Here is an 18,069-nt window from a genome sequence, read left to right on the forward strand (position 1 = left end):
TAAAAATAAAATATTTTTGTTGAAATATTTGCAAGGAATTGATGGGTCTATTAAATTTGTATCAAGCAAATGACAATTGCTTTCTGTTCTTTAAACAAAAAAACAATGTTGGGTGGTGAAATTTTTGGCAGACACACCTCCTTGTCCCGGTGGCGGAGATCATGGAAAACCCGAAGCGGGCTAACCACTCTGTGGAGGTTCGAATCCTTCCCCAACAGCGATTAAGTACAAAGTCAGAAGCCGAAAGTCCGAAGTCAGTAAAAAGACTAAAGACTTAAAACTTCGAACTGAAGACTTAATACTTTACTGTAGGATGGTGAAATTTTGGCAGACACACCTCCTTGTCGCGGTGGCGGAGAAATTGGGAAACTTTTAGCAATAAAAATAACCACTCCGTGGAGGTTCGACTCCTTCTCCTACAGCTCTTCTCATAATTTAGGTTTATAATTGGTTAGTAAAGGCCCCTGCCCATCAGGGGCTTTGCTGTTTTTAAGACTTTTTTGGAATAGAGCCAAGAGATTAGAATCAAGAATTAAGACAAAAAAAGCATACTTCACTTTTTTATTCTTGCGTTTAAAGCACTTTCTCTCTTGATTCCTGACTCTTATTTCTTGATTCTTTCTTTAATTGTGTCATTTTTACGCATTGATATTATTATCTTAATAATTTTATGATAAATTTGATTGATTACTTATTATTGTAATCGATTGCGAAGCGCCCCATTCCTGATCATTAAACCCAAAAAAACCAATTGTAATAGCATCATGAAAAAAATCCTACTTCTGTTTCTTACGGCTTGTTGCTGCATCACATATCTTGCATTCAATATAGCCGGGCGCGGTAAACCCCGTGTGCTTATATTTTCAAAAACAATGGGCTACCACCACGCCTCTATTGATGCCGGTATTGCAGCCGTTCAGAAACTCGGTAGCGAAAACGGGTTTGATGTAGATACTACCAAAAATGCCGACATGTTTACCGATGAAAATCTTAAAAAATACGCCACCGTTATTTTTTTAAGTACCACCGGCGATGTGCTTAACTATCGCCAGAAAGCTGCCTTTGAGCGTTATATACAGGCGGGCGGCGGTTATGTTGGCGTACACGCCGCTACCGATACCGAGTACGATTGGGGTTGGTATGGCCGTTTAGCTGGCGCCTGGTTTTATGACCATCCGGGTATTCATGATAAAAGCCCTAACGTACAACCGGGTGTTTTAAACGTAGTTGATAATAATAATGTCGCCACCAAACACCTGCCCAAAGTATGGAAACATACCGACGAGTTTTACAGTTTCAAAAAGGCGCTCGCTCCCGACGTGCATGTACTGGTTACTATCGATGAAAGCAGCTATACCGGCGGTAAAAGAATGGGCTATCACCCTATGGTGTGGTATCATGATTATGATGGCGGACGTGCCTTTTATACCGAATTGGGCCACACCGACGAAACCTATAAAGATGCCGACTATCTTAAAATGCTGCTTGGTGGTATAAAATATGCCATTGGCGATAACAAAGACCTTGATTATTCAAAGGTTAAAACACAGGTTGCGCCAGATGAGGACCGCTTTAAAAAAACGCAGTTATCAACAGGTAAGTTTTATGAACCTACCGAAATGACCATTTTGCCAAACCTGGATATCCTGGTATTGCAACGCCGCGGCGAAATTATGCTGTATAACCACAGCACCCAGAAAGTAAAACAGGTAGGCGCTTTTGATGTATATTATAAAACGCTGCACACCCCCGGTGTAAATGCCGAAGAAGGCATGCTGGGCCTGGCTAAAGACCCCAACTTTGCCAAAAATCACTGGATCTATATTTATTACAGCCCTGCCGATAGTTCGGTTAACCGCCTGTCGAGGTTTACTTTTGAGGGCGATACCATCACCAAAAAAACCGAGAAAGTAATACTGGAAGTAAAAGCCCAGCGCGAGATCTGCTGCCACACCGGCGGCTCTATCGCTTTTGGTCCGGGGCCCGATAAGATATTGTTCTTCTCGGCAGGTGATAATTCTACGCCATTTGACGAGAAAAAACAAAAATATGTGACCAGCGGTTATGCGCCTTTAGACGACAGACCTGGTCACTACCAGTTTGATGCCCGCCGCTCGGCCGGTAACACCAATGATCTGCGTGGCAAAATCATGCGTATCAAGATCAATGATGATGGTTCTTATGATATTCCCGAAGGCAACCTGTTCCCGAAAGGCACACCAAAAACCCGTCCCGAAATTTATGTAATGGGCGACAGGAACCCTTATCGTATTTCGGTCGATCAAAAGAACAGCAACCTGTACTGGGGCGAGGTTGGACCCGATGCGCACAACGATAGTTTAGATACCCGCGGCCCAATGGGTTACGACGAAGTGAACCAGGCCCGCAAAGCCGGCAACTATGGCTGGCCGTATTTTGTGGCCGATAACAAACCCTACCATGTTTATGATTACGCCACCGGTACTTCCGGCGCCGCATTTGATCCGGAGCATCCGGTTAATGAATCGCGCAACAATACCGGTTTAAGGGATCTGCCGCCGGCGCACCCTGCATTTATATGGTACCCGTACGGGCCTTCGGCCGATTTTCCGCAGGTAGGTACTGGCGGTCGTAACGCGATGGCTGGTCCGGTTTACTATACGGATATGTTCCCGGATTCAACACGCCTGCCCGCGTATTATAATGGTAAGTTCCTTACTTACGACTGGATGCGTGGCTGGATAAAGGCCGTTACCATGACCCCTGAAGGCGACTTTGACAAAATGGAGCCCTTTTTTCCTAAACTGAAAGTGAATTCCATGATCGATATGGAAGTTGGGCCCGACGGCAGGTTATATGGTTTAGAGTATGGCAGTGGTTGGTTCTCCCGTAACCCCGATGCCGGATTATTCCGCATTGATTATATCAGTGGTAACAGACCGCCGTCAATAGCTTTAGTGAAGGCAAATAAAACATCAGGTAATTTGCCATTTGCTATTAAACTAAGCGCTAAAGCGGTTGATCCGGAAGGTGACCCGGTTACCTACTCATGGAACCTGGGTAATGGTGTTACTAAAGAAACCTCAGTTCCGCAATTGGATTATACATACACAAAAGCAGGCAGCTATAACATTACAGTTACCGCAAAGGATAGTCACGATGCCAAAACCAAAAGCACACCTATAAATGTATACGCCGGTAACGAAGAGCCGCAGGTAACGGTAAAGTTTACTGGTGGCAACAAGTCTTTCTACCTGCCGGGTGTACCGGTTAAATACGCGGTTAAGGTAACAGATGGTACTAAAACCGCCAGTGTTGACCGCAGCCGCATTTTTGTAGCCGTTGATTATATTGAGGACTATAAAAAGCCGGTATCGGCAACGCAATTAGAACAATCCACTCCCGAAAGCAGCGGCAAAGCAATTATGCTAAGCATGGATTGCAAAAGCTGTCATAAAGAAGTGGGTAAATCAGTAGGTCCGTCATTTACCGAGGTATCTGCTAAATATAAAAAAGACGCCAAGGCGATGGGTAAACTAACCCAAAAGGTAATTAAAGGTGGCGCCGGTGTTTGGGGCGAGGTTCCCATGTCTGCACACCCAAGTATCAAGAAAGCCGATGTTGAGCAGATCATTACCTGGGTACTATCGTTAAATAACCAGGGCAGTAAAAAGAAATCATTACCTGCTGTGGGTAGTATCATACCAAAACCGGGCAAACAGCCAAATGCTACAATGGTATTATCAGCTGCTTATACAGATAATGGTGGTAAAAACATCAAAGCCTTAACCGGTCGCGGTGTGGCAACGCTAAAAAGTAATAGCTATTTATTTGCCGGCAATGAAAAAGTGAACGGCTTTACCGCGTTTAAATATAACGGCATCAATTTAATGATCATGCCACAAAACGGCGGCTGGTTTGAAGTGGATGATATTGACCTGACCGGCGTACGTTCGGTAGACATGACCAACTTCTGGCAGGCGCCGCCAAGCACCAGCCTTGATTTTGAGGCCCGCTTAGATGCACCCGATGGGGAACTGGTAGGTAAAGGAAGCATGCCGGTACCTGCGGCTGATCAGAAAGCTGGTCTTACCCATGTAACCATTAACCCGGTAACAGATGGTAAAATGCACAAGCTGTACTTTATTTACAAACCGGTAAAACAAGTGGCTTTAGTGGCTGGCGTAACCGGGTTGCAGTTTAACGCTAAATAAGTAAAAGGGCTGTCAAGGAATGTGAAATAATAAAAACGTCATTGCGAGGAACGAAGCAATCTCTATGCTGTACAGGGCGACTCTGCTGATCGGGGATTATTAATATTTTGATTGTTTTATATCTGTATTAATGAGCTCCCTGCGGTCGGTTGTCTTCGTGCCTCGCGATGACGTGATGGATAAGACAAAGCCCCGGAAGGTTATCTTCCGGGGCTTTTGTTGTTATAAAAATAGGTCATCCTGAACTTGTTTCAGGATCCCACGGGACAGTTGTCCGTTAGGTAGTTTACCTTGCTAATGGGTTGCCGAAACAAGTTCGGCATGACTTAATATTATAGATTAGTTGAAAGGGGCTGTCACCCTGAGCTTGTCGAAGGGCGCGCGTAGAGGCCTGCCCACCATACTTCGACAGGCTCAGCATGGCAGCCTTTTTTAGTTTTAATGAACCCTTAAAGTATCTTAAACCCTACACTAAGCGCCCAAAGATTTTGGCGTTTGGCAAAGCTGTCGCTTACCTTGGTTAAGCCGCCTTCGTAGCGAAGATCAGCAGTGATAGATCCAATATCAACACCGGCGCCTACCTGGTAGCCAATGTTACTTTTGTTAAAGTTATTGGCGGCTCCGCTGATATTACTGCCTAAACTTACGCTGTTATCCAGCTGGTAGGTATAAATAGGTCCACCCATTACGCGGAAATTCAGATCCTTTTGACCAAATGATCTGCCAATTAATAAAGGCACATTGAGGTTGGTGAACCTAACTTTACCGTTAAACGCGGTATTGTTATCGCTCGATTCAAATTTACCGCCTGTACCGCTCAAGTAAAGCTCGGGCTGAAAATACCAGGTGTTGCCTACACGGGCAAATAAACCGGCCTGGTAACCTGTAAGGGTTGATTCTTTTACATTATCGGTGCTGATCCTCGAAAAGTTGACACCGCCTTTAATACCTAATGAAACCTGTGCTTTGGCCCCGATGCTTACCGCTATCAGTAATGCCGCACTTAATAGTAACTTTTTCATAATTGTTGATGTTGGTGATGCCGCATGAGTTTTGACTTACACAGGCGGCTGTTTTAAAATAAATTTGTTATAAAACGGGTTTTGTAACAAATGCGTATACATAACCTATCAATTGACACGCCAAAAATTTGGATGTTGCCCTCCATTTATGTTCTTATGGGTAGTTCTGGCCAGTAAAAGAGCATGATAAATAATATCATAAAAGAAAGGCTGTCACCCTGAGCTCCGTCGAAGGGTAGAGCGAAGAGGCCTGCCCACCATGCTTCGAAAGAGCTTAGCATGACAGCCTTATGAGCAAAGACTTATTAATAGGTCATTGCCGCAAAAACGGATTTCTTATTTTAAAGATTGTTGAGCAATTTGACCAGAATTTCTACACAAAGCTGCAATTCTTCAACGGTAGATGACGCAAAGCCAAGCCGGATAGCGTTAGTACCAGCACTCTCGCCACCAAAGTACAGGCCTTGCTTTAAGGCTTTTTGGGATAGCGCGGTCAGGTCGATACGTGCATCAAACTTTGTCCATACGGCCAATCCCCCGTCGGGTACTTTAAATTGTACATAATTGTGCAGCTGGCTGGTCATCAGATCGCAAAAAACATCGTGCCGTTGCCGGTATACCCGTAATGATTTACGCAAGTGCCTCTGAATGATGCCGTTTTGGAGCAGCTCGGCTACCGCGTTCTCCAGTAGGGCATCACCCTGGCGATCAATAATACGCCGCAAACGTGCCAGGTGCCCGATCACGTTTTCGGGACCGACAAGGTACCCCACCCGGATGACGGGTGATATGCTTTTCGAAAACGAGCCGCAATACAATACCATACCTGCTTCGTCGGCGCTGGCCAAGGGCATCAGCGGTTTGTTCTGATAGTGGAAATCGTAATCGAAATCGTCCTCAAAAATAATAAAACCATGTTTCTGGGCCAATGCCAGCAGTTGTATCCGGCGATCGGCCCGCAAGGCTACGGTGGTGGGGTAGTGGTGGTGCGATGTTACATAAACCAAGCGTACCGGCTGCTGCCGACAAAGACGGTCGAGCTGATCGATATCCAAACCGTGATCGTCAACAGGTATTTTGACCAGGTTGGCGCCTGCTTGTAAAAAGTTCATTTGCGCGCCCGCCCAGCCAGGTTCTCCAGCCACTACCGTATCGCCGGGCTGTAGCAAGCCGGTGCAAGTCAAATACAAACCCATCACTGTTCCGCGTACAATAAGGATGTTGTTGGGCGTAATACGTAAACCCCGTGTTTGGTTCAGGTATGTCGCCAGTTCTTCGCGCAGCCAGGCTGTACCCCGGGTGTCGCCATAACCTAAACGGGTGTAAGGATTACCGGTTAACAACTGGGTGCGGTATGCTCTTGACAGTTCGGTTACCGGCACCAGGCGTGTATCCGGAAAGCCATCATCAAGATGTAATGATGTACTCAAATCGGCCACTTTGCGGTTTAGGTGCGGGGCGCCTTGAATGGCAAAACCGGCCACTTGCGTGGTATTTGCAGAAACGGCGACTAAAGGCTGCGGCTTAACGGCGGGCAAGTGCCGGGCTACAAATGTACCGCTACCGGTTTGGCTTTCCAGCCAGCCCTGCGCCAGCAATTCATCATAAGCCCGTATTACCGTTTTGCGATGAACATTTAAGGAAAGTGCCAGCTGGCGGGTGCCTGGCAGCCGGTAACCAGCTGGTAAGGTACCTGCCTTGATCAATGCCATTAACTGATTGCCAATCTGTAAATAAACCGACAAGGCAGCGTTTTTATCGATATTTAAAAGAGACGAAAGTATCTGCATCGTAAACTGGACTACCCGTTTTATAAAAATTGGATGATTTGTGTGATCCAATAAACACATAATTTTATAAAAAACAAAATGGCGGCAAGGGTAATGTATAGACTCACCCCGACATCGCTACGCTTGTCACCCCTCTCTGCCCTTTGGGCAAAGAGGGGGATTTTATTCTTTTTTCTTTACCCTCTTTGCGGCGAAGCCGGAGAGAGGGTGGTCCAGCGAAGCGTAGACCGGGTGAGTCGCCTTCGACGATATTTAATTACAACAAAAAACAAAATTATGGCAACTCAGGAATCACATCTCGTTCAATTGCCCTTTTCAGGTCTTCTGAAAGTGATCAAGAGGCTTTTAAATCGGGTTATAACCATGGGTAAGTGCATACTGGGAGAGCCCCCATGTGGACGAAATAGCATTAATCATATCCTGGCGTTCACTCACCGGTAAGAGTAGTCACGCGATTATTAAGCGCAGATATATTTAAATAAATGATCATTAAATACATAAACAAATAGAAACAATGGCAACCCAAAAATCACATCTCGTTCCGAGCCGCTCGGCCAAGAGGGCCAATTATGAACCGGAAACCATCCATAGTATATTAGATGAAGCGCTGTATTGCACCATCAGCTATTCGTTTGAGAATAAGCCGTTTTCTATTCCCACCGCGTTTGTGCGGTACGGGGATAAAATTTACATCCATGGTTCGGTCGGCAGCCACTTTATCCGCGAACTGGAAAAAGGTATCCCGGTTTGTATTACTGTAACGCTTATGGATGCCCTGGTGGTGGCCAAATCAGCTTTTCACCATTCGGTTAATTATCGTTCGGTAGTGATATTTGCGCAGGCCGAAAAGGTGGAAAGCCTGGAAGATAAAATAGAAGCCTTTAAATGGCTCACCGATAAAATTGTACCAGGCAGTTGGGATTATCTGCGGCCTATTAAAGAAAACGAAGTGCGTAAAACAACCGCCTTAGCTTTCAAGATCGACGAGGCATCGGCCAAGATCCGCTCAGGAATGCCGGTTGATGAGGAGGAAGATGAGGCACTCCCCATCTGGTCTGGATTGATCCCCCTGCAAAATGGACGTGGAGTGCCGGTACCGGATTCTTTTAGTGAGAAAATACCTTTGCCGGAGCACCTTGTTGGTGTGGGGCTTTAGTTAGAAGTCATGAGTCCAAAGTCATGAGTCTATAGGAAAAAAGCAAGGGTACGTGCGATTCCTTCCCAAGGGAAGGGGCAATGTCATTAAGTTAAGGATACTCCGTGGGAGTAAAAGCTTTGTAGAAAGCAAAAATAAGTATTCAGCATGCCGTAGTATGCAACCTGAGTGCAGTACCTACGGCACTGAATTGGAAATTGCCTTTTTTCTACAAAGCTTTTACCCCCATGGGGTTTGCAAAATTCCTTAACTTAATGACATTGGGGAAGGGGAGGAGGGGGGTTAGCCAGGCGACTCGAAGCCTGCCGCAGACGAGTCGATACGCAGGATTTCCATTTCCGCCAAAATTTTCGTATATTTATATCAATCAGCAGCCCGGGCGTCTTTTTACCAGACATCCGGGCTGTTTGGTTTAAAGGAAAACAGGACCAAAAACAGACGGTTTTAAGTGCAGTTATTTGAAAGTCAAGAAATTAGTACTTTTTAAAGTTTTAAAAACACGCTAAAACCGTGTTAGAATTTGTTAAAAAGTGTTAAAATCGATGGTTATGAATAAATTTTGAGCTGTTTTTATGCCATTTTCGACCAGAAATTTGTTAAAATTTAAGGTTTAAAAAGTTTTTTGGAGACATGTATAAGGCAGCTGATATTTTAAAATAACGCTGCGATGTATTTTTTATATTTTTGCTGAAAATAATTAGTCATGGCTGAGATCAGTATCACCAACAAAGATTGGGAGCGCATCAAAATAAAAGTACAACGCAAATATAACCACCTTACCGACGAGCAATTACAATATGCCGAAGGTCAGGAAGAAAGCCTGATAACCAAATTAATGGACCTGGTGAACCGCGACAGGCAGTATGTAGTGTTCACTTTAAAGAAGGCTTTGGTAAATATTGACAATAACCGATTGTAAATAAGGCCCGGTTTGTAAAAAACAATAAGCTTTTTTGTATTTTTATAGGCTTAATGACGTAACAGGGTATGGCGATCAATAAAAGATACAAAAAGATAGGTTTATTTGCCGGTATAGCATTGCTGGCAGGCGGCGGGCTGGCTTTTAATGACGACCTGTTCCAGATATCCAAAAACCTGGATGTTTTTGCCTCGGTATATAAAGAGGTGAATATCAATTATGTAGATGATATCAATTCGGCCAAACTGGTAAAAACAGGTGTTGATGCCATGCTCGATGGGCTCGACCCCTACACCGAATTTGTTCCCGAATCGGAAATTGAAGATTATAAGCTGCACTATGTAAGCACCCAGTACGGGGGCATCGGTTCCAGCATTTTCGCACGCAACGGTAAAGTATTTGTATCTGATGTTTTTGCAGGTTTTCCTGCCCAAAAGGCCGATATTCACCCCGGCGACCAGATCCTGAAAATAAATGACATTGATTTAACAGGAAAAAATAACGACCAGGTAAGTCAATTGTTGAAAGGATCCAAAGGAGCGCCTATAAAACTGCTCATCAAACGCGACAATACGCCGCAGCCCTTTGAAAAGAACCTGATCCGCGATGAGATCAAACAACCCAACGTATCCTACTTTGGTATGGTTGACGGTAATATGGGCTATATTAAGCTGGATAAGTTTCTGGAAAATTCAGCCGCCGAGGTAACCAACGCGCTGGTAACACTCAAAAAGAGCAATCCCAACGGCATCATATTGGATCTGCGCTCCAATGGTGGCGGTATACTACAGGAAGCGGTGAAGATCGTGAACCTGTTTGTGCAAAAAGATGTGGAGGTTGTATCGCAAAAAGGGAAGATCAAGGACAAAAACTTTACCTACAGTACAGTAAGTACGCCATTAGAACCTAATCTGCCCCTGGTGGTACTGGTTAATAGTCATTCGGCTTCGGCTTCAGAAATTGTGGCGGGCTCCCTGCAGGATCTTGACCGTGCTATTATTATTGGGCAACGTAGTTATGGTAAAGGCCTGGTACAGCAAACCTTTAACCTGCCTTATAACAGCCTGGTTAAAATAACCATCGCCAAATACTACGTGCCATCGGGCCGTTGTATACAGGCGTTGGATTATACGCATCGCAAGGATGATGGCAGCGTGGTAAAAGTTGCCGATTCACTGATCCACGAGTTTAAAACAAAAAATGGCCGCTCGGTTTTTGACGGCAGCGGTATTTATCCGGATATTTTCATCAAACAGGAAAAATTTGCCAATGTAACCCAGGCCCTGGTAGGTAAATTGCTGATATTTGATTATGCCACCGTTTATCGCGACGCACATGCTAAAATAGCTGAACCAAAGGAATTTGCCCTATCGGATGCCGATTACGGCGATTTTGTAAAGTACCTGGCCGATAAAAATTACAGCTATACCACCACTGCCGAAAAAGTGCTGACCAGTTTAAAAACGGAAGCCACCAAAGAAAAACAGTTTAATGATATTCAGGGTGAATATGATATTTTAAAGGCGAAACTGCTGGCCAGCAAAAAGAACGATCTGCAGCAGCACAAAGCCGAAATAAAACAGGTACTTGAAAATGAGATAGCTTCCCGCTATTATTTTGAACGTGGCCGTTACGAAACCAATTTTAAATACGATAAAGAGCTGGCCCAGGCGGTAAAAACCATGCAGGACAAAGCCCAGCTGGCGTCGATATTAAAGGGTGAAGGTAACTATAAAGTGATCGGAAAACCCGTGCTGGCCATGGCCGGTAAAAAGGCAGCGGATAAAGATACCGATGACGATCAATAGCCTAATGAATTGTTAATCATATTGTTGTGTATTTGTAACTGATTAGTTACTACGTAGGGCAGTGCACTGGCTAAACTTTTGTTTAAGCCTGTTGTCATACATACAAACAACACGAAAAACAATGAAAAAGATCATTTTAACAGCTGCTATATTGCTAAGCTGTTTATCAGTAAAAATAGCCAGCGCTCAAATAAGTTTAAGTATAAACATTGGTAACCAGCCAGAATGGGGCCCTACAGGTTATGATCATGCCGATTATTATTACCTGCCCGACGTAGACTCTTATTACGATATTAATGCCCATCAGTATGTTTACCTAAATAATAATGTATGGGTGCATGGCGCCGCTCTGCCTCCTCGCTTTGGCAATTATGATGTTTACCACAGCTATAAAGTAGTAGTAAACCAACCAACTCCATGGGTTCATAATGATGTGATCAGGAAGAAATATGTAAGCTATAGAGGCCGTCGTGGCCAAACCATTATCCGCGACAGCAAAGAGGTTAAATACACCAACCATTGGAGAGGTGACCGTGGAAATGGTAGGAGGGTTGTAGTACACAAAACCGTTAAAGAAGATCACCGCGACGATGATCACCGTGACCACCATGGCGATGGGCACAGGAACTAATTATTATTGTTACATTTTTATATCACGGGCCTGCCTTGATAGCAGGCCCATTTTTTGTACTAATGTTATCTTAAATGAATGTACAAGCATTATATTTAAACTTTTTGCGGTAAATAATGTCATACATTCAAACAACGTTATAAAATAGGTGATCATGGCCTGCTAATTCAGTTAAATGAAGTTTTACCATGATCCTTATCAACACTTAAAAGATCTATAATGAAAAAGCTCATTTTATCGGCAGTATTGTTATTAAGCTGCTTTGCAATTAAAACCTCCAGTGCCCAGGTAAGCGTAAGCTTAGGCGTAAACATTGGCAGTCAGCCGGCCTGGGGCCCTGTAGGTTACGATTATGCCAACTATTATTACATGCCCGATATTGATACCTATTATGATGTACCAACCCATCAATATGTGTACTTTGACAACAATATATGGGTACACCGTGCTTATTTACCGGTGCGTTATCGTCACTATAACTTATATAATGGGTATAAAGTGGTGATCAATGACCGTAACCCATGGTTAAGGCATGGATATTACAGAGATCATTATGCTGGCTACCGTGGCCGTCATGACCAGGTGATCATCCGTAACAGCCGTGATGCACGTTATGCCAATTACTGGCATGGTAACTATGCCCGCAGAACAACTTATGCCCGTCCACACTACAATAACGGCAACCATTGGGGCAACCGAGGGGGCAATTGGGATGGTAATCGCGGACATGGTAATGGCAACTGGGGGGGTGGAAATCACGGTGGCGGACGCCCGGGTGGTGATCATGGAAACCACGGTGGGGGACACGGTCCCGGCGGAAACCATGGCGGTGGCCACGGAGACCATGGCCATCATTAATTAAAAATATTGAATATATAAAAACGGGCTCTCCATTAATGAGAGCCCGTTTTTTGGCTTTGATTAAAAATGCAGGATAACCTTAAAGCTCAGATTCCGCCCCATATTGTAAATACCCATATGCCCATTGGGCGATGCCTGGTAATATTCAAAATACTTTAACCGGTTTAAGTTTGCCTGGTATGCGGTATCAAATAAATTATCACCTTGTATAAAAAACTCATAAAAAGAAGTTTTTGCCTTTTCTGCTTTAATCGTAAAACCAAGACCCGCGTTAAACAGGGTGTATCCTTTGGTAAAAGTTTCGGTATTATCCAGTGCATAAAAATGGTTCTGATTAGCATAAGCGTCGGCCTCGATACGGGCATTTAGCTTGGTAAATACGCCATAAGTTCCTGGCAAAGTAGCTCTCAATGCCGACCGGATATGCAGCGGCGGTATAAAAGGGAGGTATTTAGCAGCCTCGCCATATTTATCTATGAGCGCCTGGTTTTTGTTTAACCCGTTTACGTATGATATGCTATTATCAAGTGCCAGCCATTTAATACTTTGGGGATGTAGATTTAGCGTTAATTCAGCACCATAAAGGCGGGCTTTTGATTGCTGGTACTGGTAGGTACTGTTACCGGGTACAATAATGACCGGATTACCATTGGCATCATTCAATTTAGCCTGGTAAATATAATTGTTGATGTTATTGTTGAATACCTCGGCAATAATGTCCATATCAGGCAGGTAAGCGATAAACCCAAGATCCTGTTGCAGGCTGAATTCGGGGTTAAAACTGCGGTTACCCAGGTAAACGATATGTGCACCAGGATCAAGTCCGTTTGAACCAATCTCGGTAATATTCGGCGCCCGGTAACCCCGGGCAATATTAGCTTTAAGCAGCAGGCGATCGCTGATATTATAGGTAAGGCCTAAACTGCCCGAAAAGCCCCGGTAATTATGCGTAAAAGCTGGAAATTGCAAACTCGCGCCCGCCGTATCGGGTAGATGTACTTGTTTTCCAAAACCGGTTTGCGCATCAGTGCCCACATAAAAATTATTCCAGGTGACGTGCCTGGTATCATATCTTAGGCCACCGGAAATATCAATATGGCCAAAGCTTTTCTTGGCAAACAGGAAACCCCCGGCATCAAACAAGTTGTAATCGGGTATTGGAAAATCGGTAGCCGTTTTACTGCGGTTGCTTTGATACATGCCATTGATGCCCGCCGTAGTTTCAACTCCGCCAAATGAAGGGAGATTATATCGCACATCGTAATTAATGGTATTCAGCACCACGTACAGCCCTGCCTGCTCCGGGATTGTGGGGTGGTTATATTCCCGGCGAATACTTTGCTGAAAGCCTAATGAAGTATTGATGCTGCCATCCCCAATTTTGAAAGAGTTGGTGTTGTATACCCTGTAATGCTGTATGCGCTGGTGTAAAGGGGTGATGGAATAAGAATGTAATTCGTCGTTAGAAACTATAGGGCGGTTTTTGATATTGTCTTGTCCGGCCTCATAGATCTGTTGGGTAAAACGGCGACTGAGCGAATCGCGGCTGCCATCAGGGATCTCCTGCCGGTTATCATATAATGTAGCGCCAATTTGTGAGTAACCCCATGATTTATCAACCCGGGCAATGCCAGAGAGGTTAAATTCACGGAAACCGGTGTTATAAACAAAGCCATCAATTTTGTTCTGGTAGTCGTGCGCCGTTTTGGCTGTTGCCCGGAAAGCATATTTCCAATTGTTTTGCTTGTAGGATAAGCCCACGGAAGTACCGATCATGCCGTTGTTGGTATGGTAATCGGTTATGAAATCGCCGTTGAGTTTGCCGTCGTCGCCATTAGGAATGTAGGGAATCAGGTTGATCACACCAGCCAACGCATCGGAACCGTAAGTTAAACTGGCTGGACCCTTTACCACTTCGGCGCGACCAATACCGTACTGATCTATCTCGATACCGTGTTCGTCGCCCCATTGCTGGCCTTCCTGTCGGATACCATCGTACAAAGTTAAAACCCGGTTATAGCCGAGGCCACGGATAAAAGGTTTGGAGATATTAGGTCCGGTGGTAACTGCGCTTACACCTGGTACGCCTTTGACAATAGCATCAATGATATTGTTATTGACATGCTGTTCGATCTCTTTTTTACCCATTACCGTTATAGGAACCGGGTTGCTGCGTAGCTGCGTGGCCCGTGATACGCCGGTTACAACCACTTCGTTGAGTTTTGATGGCTTTTCTTTCAGGGTTACGTTTTTTATAACCGGTTCATCGTTGTTAATGGTGATGCGGATGGTGTCGGCTTCATAGCCGATGCTGGTAATGGTAATGCCGTAGGTGCCCGGAGGGATGTTTTTGATCTCAAAATAGCCTTTAGTATTGGTGCTTGCGCCTCTCCCAAGCCCTTTAATGCTCACCGACGCGTATGATAAGGGTTCATTATTGGCAGTAATACGACCCTTTAAAATGCCATTTTGAGCAAAAAGCTGATTAGTTATCAATAATATAAAAAGTAAAAGTAGTACCCGCATATAACATAAATTTATGCAAACATATTTAAATAATTTGATTAATTAAATATATAAAATTAGATAAGACTAATTTTATAATAAACGAAATGATTTTAGCTATGTTTGTGTGTAATCATAAAGGTGGATGTACACATTATCAGAAGAGAATTACCTAAAATCAATTTATCGGCTTAGTCAGCAACTTAATTTTAAGATAACGCCTACCGCTATTGCAGAGTCGTTAAAGAACAACCCGGCATCGGTAGTGGATATGATTCGCAAGCTGACCGATAAGCAGTTAATAGAGTACGACAAGAAAAAAGGTGTAAAACTGACCCCGGTTGGTTTAAAAGACGCGGTGCTGATTGTGCGCCGTCATCGGCTTTGGGAGGTGTTCTTGTTGGAAAAATTAGGGTATCATTGGGATGAGATCCATGATATTGCTGAAGAACTGGAGCACATCAGTGATGCTACCCTGGCCGACAGGTTGGATAAATTTCTGGGTTTTCCAGAATATGATCCGCATGGTGACCCCATCCCAAAAGCAAATGGTAAGGTACCCAAACCTTATTCCGTAACCTTAGCCGATCTGAAAACAGGAGACACCTGCAGGGTAGCAGCTGTAAAAGATACCAGCAGTTCGTTTTTACAATATCTGCAAAAATTAGATATAGGTATAGGTACCAACATCAAGCTGCTGGAAAAAATACCTTATGATAATTCACTGGTGATCAGTATCAGCGGCAAGGAAAGTACTACCGTATCACAAAAATTTGGTGAAAATATTTTGGTAGACTGAAGAGCTGAAAGCCTAAGGTAAAAAGCTTAAAGCTAATGAGAAATAATGAAAAAGGCCCAAAACTGAAGAAGCTTTGGGCCTTTAGCTTTCCGCTTTAAGCTCTATTGTGTTTTCCCGTTTATTTTGGCCGATTCTTCCAGTTCATTATCAACCTGGTCGTCAAAATACAAGCGATATATTACCCAATCATTTTTGGGCTTGTAAAACATAAAGGTAAAGCGTACCGGTTGGTTTTGATGTTTTACCAGGTAGCTGTATAATATCAGGCTGTTTGATGCCTTGCGCTGTACAATCAGTTCCTTGCCGATATACAGGCCGATCAAAGAACGGGTGGTATCAATTTTGGCTATTAATCCACGCAAACTGGTGGAATCAACTAATGGGTTGGTTTTAAAAATATTGATGATAGCCCTTGAAGTACCATCTTTTTCATATGTTTTAAAAAACTTATCAATGTAAGCGGTCGCACCGGTAACAGTGGTGGCAGGCGCTTTAGTAGGGGTGGTTGTAGCCGCTGATGTTTGCGCATAAGCGCTGTTACAGATAATAAAAGCTATGGCTAACAGAAATATTGATTTTAATGCTTTAGGATTGAAGTATTGCATACTGATGATTTATTAGCTAAAATAAGTAATTAAATAATAGGAGTCCTTCTTCATGGTAAAATGATGGTAAATTTATTGTTAGAAGTCACTTTTTAATAGAATGGCTTGTCGGTTCTAAAGCAATCACTTGTAACAAATTTGTTAGGATTGAGGTACTGTTTTTTCTAATGATTAATAGATAGATTTGTTATTGACTGATCACATAATTTATTATTCATGAAATTAAAACTACTTTTTTCATGCCTCGTTTCTGTAGGCATTACCTTACCTGTATTCGCACAGGAAACCGTTGACCCAGCCATTGTTCAAAAGATCCGTGAGGAGGGCTTAAACCACTCCAAAGTAATGGAAACCGCGTTTTATCTTACAGATGTTTCCGGGCCGCGTTTAGCAGGCTCACCCGGCTTAAAGCGGGCGCAGAACTGGGCGGTTAACCAATTGAAAACCTGGGGACTGGCCAACGCCAAACTGGAAGCCTGGGGCAAATTTGGCAAAGGCTGGGAAGTTCAAAAAAACTATGCCGCCATCACATTGCCCTATTACCATGCCATTATTGCTATCCCGAAAGCCTGGACGCCAGGCACAGGTGGCTTGATCAAGGGAGATGTTACAATAGTAAAGGCTGATTCGGCTGCAGAGTTAGATCAATATAAAGGTAAGCTGCAGGGTAAGGTGGTTATATTTGATATCAAGCCACTGGTTGAGCGTAGTTTTAAGGTAGATGCGGCCCGCTATACAGACGAAGAACTTGCCGAAATGGCCAATGCTACTATGCAACCAGCCGAAGGGCGCCGGCAATTTGATGCCAACTCGCCCCAGTTTGCCGCTATGCGTAAGTTGCGTGCTTTTCAAACTACTTTAAGAGCATTTATACATGATGAAAAAGCGGCACTGATATTGAGCCAGGCCCGCGGAACCGATGGTACGGTATTTACCACCAATGGCGCATCATATGCAGATACTGCGAAAGCGGTATTGCCTGAGTTGGAAACCAGCAGTGAAGACTATCAGCGGATATTACGTTTAGTAAAGGCCGGTCAGAAAGTGGAGTTGGAGGCCGATATCAAAACCCAGTTTTTAACTGACGATCTGCAAGGTTATGATGTAGTTGCCGAAATTCCGGGCACGGATAAAAAATTAAAAGACCAGGTAATTATGATAGGAGGCCACCTGGATTCATGGCATGCTGCCACCGGTGCCACGGATAACGCCGCAGGCAGCGCGGTAATGATGGAAGCCATGCGCATTTTAAAAGCCATCAACTTTAAACCAAAACGCACCATCCGTATAGCACTATGGAGTTCGGAAGAGCAAGGTTTATTCGGATCACGTGGATATGTATTGAATCATTTTGGGGATCCTAAAACGATGCAATTGAAACCAGAACAAGCTAAATTATCAGCCTATTATAACCTGGACAATGGTACAGGGAAAATACGTGGTATTTATTTGCAGGGCGATTCCGCAGCCGGCCCTATATTCAAAACATGGCTGGAGCCTTTTAAAGATCTGGGCGCTACTACAATAACCATCCGCAACACTGGCGGTACCGATCATCAGTCGTTCGATGCGGTTGGTATTCCAGGCTTTCAATTTATACAGGATGCTATTGATTATGGTACACGCACGCACCACAGTAATCAGGATACTTATGACCGGTTGATAGAAGACGATCTGAAACAAGCCGCAACCATCATCGCATCATTTGTTTACAATACATCGGAGCGTGCCGAAATGATACCAAGAAAGGCATTGCCTAAGGTACAGCCGGCTAATTAAA

12 protein-coding genes and 1 tRNA gene are annotated in these 18,069 nt (G+C 44.0%); 9 read left to right on the forward strand and 4 right to left on the reverse strand.

All coding sequences use genetic code 11. The annotated features are described in order from the left end of the window. Positions 1-106: 106 nt before the first annotated feature. Both AB6735_RS22890 and AB6735_RS22895 read left to right on the forward strand, forming a co-directional pair. Positions 107-218: transfer RNA gene (locus AB6735_RS22890), tRNA-Asp, on the forward strand. A 546-nt stretch (positions 219-764) separates the two neighbouring features. Next, on the forward strand, positions 765-4,193 hold the full coding sequence (locus tag AB6735_RS22895) for a ThuA domain-containing protein (RefSeq protein ID WP_370998413.1): 3,429 nt from the start codon (positions 765-767) through the stop codon (positions 4,191-4,193). Between the two features lie 449 nt (positions 4,194-4,642). On the opposite strand, the gene AB6735_RS22900 is transcribed toward AB6735_RS22895, so the two are convergent. Both AB6735_RS22900 and AB6735_RS22905 read right to left on the reverse strand, forming a co-directional pair. Further along, positions 4,643-5,215: a porin family protein gene (locus tag AB6735_RS22900; RefSeq protein ID WP_370998415.1), complete on the reverse strand. Its 573-nt coding sequence runs from the start codon at positions 5,213-5,215 to the stop codon at positions 4,643-4,645. A gap of 341 nt (positions 5,216-5,556) precedes the next feature. After that, positions 5,557-7,005 carry a PLP-dependent aminotransferase family protein gene (locus AB6735_RS22905; RefSeq protein WP_370998417.1) on the reverse strand — a complete coding sequence of 483 codons (1,449 nt, stop codon included), beginning with the start codon at positions 7,003-7,005 and terminating at the stop codon, positions 5,557-5,559. 514 nt (positions 7,006-7,519) lie between these two features. Between AB6735_RS22905 and AB6735_RS22910 the strand changes: the two genes are divergently transcribed. The 5 genes from AB6735_RS22910 to AB6735_RS22930 all read left to right on the forward strand — a co-directional run bounded on the left by AB6735_RS22910 (position 7,520) and on the right by AB6735_RS22930 (position 12,377). Then, entirely contained in the window at positions 7,520-8,161 is a 642-nt protein-coding gene (locus AB6735_RS22910; RefSeq protein WP_370998419.1) for a pyridoxamine 5'-phosphate oxidase family protein, read from the forward strand. A gap of 703 nt (positions 8,162-8,864) precedes the next feature. Beyond that, complete coding sequence (locus AB6735_RS22915) at positions 8,865-9,080, forward strand: hypothetical protein (protein WP_090472749.1); 216 nt, start codon at positions 8,865-8,867, stop codon at positions 9,078-9,080. A gap of 68 nt (positions 9,081-9,148) precedes the next feature. After that, positions 9,149-10,888 carry a S41 family peptidase gene (locus AB6735_RS22920; RefSeq protein WP_370998420.1) on the forward strand — a complete coding sequence of 580 codons (1,740 nt, stop codon included), beginning with the start codon at positions 9,149-9,151 and terminating at the stop codon, positions 10,886-10,888. 121 nt (positions 10,889-11,009) lie between these two features. Continuing rightward, positions 11,010-11,519: a hypothetical protein gene (locus AB6735_RS22925; RefSeq protein ID WP_370998422.1), complete on the forward strand. Its 510-nt coding sequence runs from the start codon at positions 11,010-11,012 to the stop codon at positions 11,517-11,519. 219 nt (positions 11,520-11,738) lie between these two features. Beyond that, on the forward strand, positions 11,739-12,377 hold the full coding sequence (locus AB6735_RS22930; protein WP_370998423.1) for a hypothetical protein: 639 nt from the start codon (positions 11,739-11,741) through the stop codon (positions 12,375-12,377). 63 nt (positions 12,378-12,440) lie between these two features. On the opposite strand, the gene AB6735_RS22935 is transcribed toward AB6735_RS22930, so the two are convergent. Next, positions 12,441-14,906: a TonB-dependent receptor gene (locus AB6735_RS22935; RefSeq protein WP_370998424.1), complete on the reverse strand. Its 2,466-nt coding sequence runs from the start codon at positions 14,904-14,906 to the stop codon at positions 12,441-12,443. A gap of 124 nt (positions 14,907-15,030) precedes the next feature. Here AB6735_RS22935 and AB6735_RS22940 point away from each other — a divergent pair, with 124 nt between their 5' ends. Further along, on the forward strand, positions 15,031-15,684 hold the full coding sequence (locus AB6735_RS22940; RefSeq protein ID WP_370998425.1) for a metal-dependent transcriptional regulator: 654 nt from the start codon (positions 15,031-15,033) through the stop codon (positions 15,682-15,684). A gap of 101 nt (positions 15,685-15,785) precedes the next feature. On the opposite strand, the gene AB6735_RS22945 is transcribed toward AB6735_RS22940, so the two are convergent. Then, on the reverse strand, positions 15,786-16,289 hold the full coding sequence (locus AB6735_RS22945) for a hypothetical protein (RefSeq protein ID WP_370998426.1): 504 nt from the start codon (positions 16,287-16,289) through the stop codon (positions 15,786-15,788). 216 nt (positions 16,290-16,505) lie between these two features. Here AB6735_RS22945 and AB6735_RS22950 point away from each other — a divergent pair, with 216 nt between their 5' ends. Next, a complete protein-coding gene (locus AB6735_RS22950; RefSeq protein WP_370998427.1) occupies positions 16,506-18,068 on the forward strand; it encodes a M20/M25/M40 family metallo-hydrolase in 1,563 nt (520 codons plus the stop codon). The last annotated feature ends 1 nt before the right edge of the window (position 18,069 follow it).

The sequence above is a fragment of the Mucilaginibacter sp. RCC_168 genome (assembly GCF_041355315.1).
Lineage (GTDB): Bacteria > Bacteroidota > Bacteroidia > Sphingobacteriales > Sphingobacteriaceae > Mucilaginibacter.